The sequence below is a fragment of the Microcystis sp. M_QC_C_20170808_M3Col genome (assembly GCF_007095505.1).
Taxonomy (GTDB): Bacteria; Cyanobacteriota; Cyanobacteriia; order Cyanobacteriales; family Microcystaceae; genus Microcystis.
Map to the genome: position 1 here is coordinate 1 of NZ_SFBY01000235.1, position 2,796 is coordinate 2,796.

At 43.3% G+C, this 2,796-nt stretch carries 3 protein-coding genes and 1 other RNA gene; all 4 read right to left on the reverse strand.

Going from position 1 to position 2,796, the window contains the following annotated elements; genetic code table 11:
* Positions 1-234: 234 nt before the first annotated feature.
* The gene (locus tag EWV84_RS10535; RefSeq protein ID WP_287077964.1) at positions 235-1,401 is read right to left on the reverse strand and encodes a pyridoxal phosphate-dependent aminotransferase; all 1,167 of its coding nucleotides are present in this window, start codon (positions 1,399-1,401) and stop codon (positions 235-237) included.
* Positions 1,402-1,410: 9 nt separating this feature from the next.
* Positions 1,411-1,801: a transfer-messenger RNA gene (gene ssrA, locus EWV84_RS10540) on the reverse strand.
* Between the two features lie 182 nt (positions 1,802-1,983).
* A complete protein-coding gene (locus EWV84_RS10545) occupies positions 1,984-2,424 on the reverse strand; it encodes a type II toxin-antitoxin system VapC family toxin (protein WP_002784674.1) in 441 nt (146 codons plus the stop codon).
* The gene (locus EWV84_RS10550; protein ID WP_052277805.1) at positions 2,424-2,681 is read right to left on the reverse strand and encodes a type II toxin-antitoxin system Phd/YefM family antitoxin; all 258 of its coding nucleotides are present in this window, start codon (positions 2,679-2,681) and stop codon (positions 2,424-2,426) included. The genes EWV84_RS10545 and EWV84_RS10550 overlap by 1 nt, the downstream gene beginning before the upstream one ends.
* Between the last annotated feature and the right edge of the window lie 115 nt (positions 2,682-2,796).

The window sequence follows — 2,796 nt, forward strand, 5'->3', positions numbered from 1 at the left end:
GGATAATGCAAGGTTTTTGAAAGTCCCAATCCTATTTTCTTGCACTAACATCGGACTTTAACAGGTCAAAAGCTTTATTTTAAAAGGGTTTTACCATTATTCAGCAAGCCCTAATTAATTGACCGACCACGGCAATAATCGGTGTTTGTACCCCATCCATGGGCAAGAGAAGGTTTTTCATCAGTTGTAGTAAAGTAAAAACCAAGAAAGAAAGCCAGTATTTATTCTTGAAAATTATTGACTAAAATAACGCAATCCCTTTACCAATCTTTCTACTGCCGCTAAAGCCGTTTCTGGAGATAAAGCGCCGTAGGCAAGACGCAAATAACAGCCTTCTGTTATCCCAAAAGTTGAACCGGGTAACACCGCCACCCGCTGCTGCTCAATTAAGCTTTTAACTAACTGAAAATCATTCTTGTCTGTGGTAATTTTCAGGAAGAAATAAAAAGCACCTTCCACAGTGGCAACATCACAGATATCGCCGATTGATTCTAGAGCATTCAGGCAAATTTCTCTAACTTGACTGATGGTTTTTAACTGTTCTAAAGGATAGCTTTTACCCACCTGCAACGCCCCTAGAGCTGCGTATTGCGAAACCACCGGCGGACAGATTAAAATAGTATCCTGAATCTTATTAATCGCCTCAGATAAATCTTCTGGTACTACCATATAACCAATGCGCCAACTGGCAAAACCGTAGGCTTTTGAGAGACTAAACAGGGAAATAGTCCAGGATTCACTGCCAACAATTGCCGCCGGGGAAAAGTGCTGGGCATGGTTATAGGTAAAATACTCGTAAGCCTCATCGTGAATGTGATAGATGCCCTTTTTTTGACAGATTCGATTGACTTCTCTTAGGGTATTTTCTGGATAAACTACTCCCGTGGGGTTATTAGGAGAAATCGTCACTACTGCCTTAGTTTTTTCCGTGATTGCCTCTTCAATGGCGGCTGGACGCAATTGATAATTTTTGTCTGTGGCGACCAAAATTACTTGACAATTAGCCATTTTTATGGCCATTTCATGATTGAAATAAAAGGGAGTGTTGAGAATAATTTCATCCCCCGGGGAAGTAATGGCTAAAATGGCATTCATAAAAGCCATATTACTGCCCGCCGTCACAAAAATTGCCTGTTTATCGCTGATTTCTACCCGATTATCTTCGGCTAGTTTTTGCCGAATTACTGCTAATAAGGGGGGAATTCCCGCCACAGATTGATATTGATGATTTTTGGGATTGGCTAAGAATAAAGATAGAGATTCGATCGCCTCCCGGGGTGGATCATAGGAAACAACCCCTTGACCTAGGGAAATAGTGCCAGGGTTCGCTTTAATTAACTGACCGACCACGGGAATAATCGGTGTTTGTACCCCATCCATGCGGGAGAGAAGGTTTCTCATTCAAGTAATCAATGGAGCCGAGCAGAGTCGAACTGCTGTCCAAATTAGGTATTGACTGTCCGTTCATTCACAGGTTTAGTCTCGATTACCCTCGAAACGGGGACTGTCACTTATCCCGGACAGTGGGATGCTCTAGTTAAAGCTTACACGGTTAACTAACTAGAGAAAGTTAAACGTGGCATCCGTTGGGGGTTGATCCATAGTCCTTAACGGAGTCAAACTATGAATGCTCGAGTCGATTAGAGACTATTAGGCAGCTACAGGAGCGGCTTTACGAGCGAAAGGAACGATGTTGTTCGCATTTACTTTTTGTTTGAGCCTTTGATTTACGAGAGGAGACTCACTCTCGACCTGTATCACGGGGGAGCTTTCGCTAACCTGTCGAAACCGTTACGGCCCCTTGTGCTTACATTCTGATTATAGCATATTTTTTGATTAAGCTAATTTCGGCTCAATTGAGGATTTTTCCCTTCCCAGGCGTTAGAGCCGGGCTAGATCGGTAAAAAAGGTTTTTATCGCTGATTTTTGGGAAAGTTATCCTATATTTGCGATCCAGCTGCCATGGTTGATGCCGAAGTTGCCTCAACTCTGAACATTTTCTGAAGATGCCCTGGCGTGGACGAGAGTGTAATTAATCCGTAAAGCTTCTACACGGGCGAAATGTTGAATATTACCCGTAACCAGTTCTAGATTAGATTGAATCGCCGTGGATGCGATCTGTAAATCGGCATGGGCGAGAATATTTCCCTGTTGTTCTAGTTGCGCTTGAATTTCTCCGTAAATTTTCGCTGTCAAGCGATCGAATGGCAGGATCGTGAATTCGGGGATAATTCTCGTTTCGATTTTTTCCAGAAAATGATTGCGCTTGGGGGAACGGAACGCACCTTTATATAGTTCGGCGATCGTGATACTGCTAGTATATTGATTTTCTCGATCGAGCGATCGTAACCATTGCAGATAGTCCAGTAGCGGGCGCTTGCGTAACATCTCTGAAATAGCATCGGTATCAAAGAGATAAGCCATCAGGTTCTCTCGTCCAAGATATTATGCAGTTCTTCGGCTAATTCTTCTGAATCTTCCCAATTTTCGCTTAAATTCGCTAACCCTCCCCTCTGACGAGCGCTTCTCAGTCGTTGCAATTGTCGGATATCTTCGTAACTCACCAGGGCAGCCACGGGTTTGCCGTAGCGGGTGATGACAACGTAGCCCTCTTGGAGAGCAAGATCGATCGATTCGGAAAGACGCGCTTTCACTTCGGCTGTCGAGAGGATTTTTGTCATCGAAAATTTTGGGTCTGAAACCCCGTCGTTTCACGACGGCTTTACTGTTAAATATTAACACATTTACCAAATATATGCTAAAATGTGAGACATGGAAAAAGCCTATTCGTTTCGA

What these genes read in the sequence shown, in the direction of transcription:
- EWV84_RS10535 (WP_287077964.1), bottom strand. Translation starts at nt 1,401, where the DNA reads ATGAGAAACCTTCTCTCCCGCATGGATGGGGTACAAACACCGATTATT.
- EWV84_RS10545 (WP_002784674.1), bottom strand. Translation starts at nt 2,424, where the DNA reads ATGGCTTATCTCTTTGATACCGATGCTATTTCAGAGATGTTACGCAAG.
- EWV84_RS10550 (WP_052277805.1), bottom strand. Translation starts at nt 2,681, where the DNA reads ATGACAAAAATCCTCTCGACAGCCGAAGTGAAAGCGCGTCTTTCCGAA.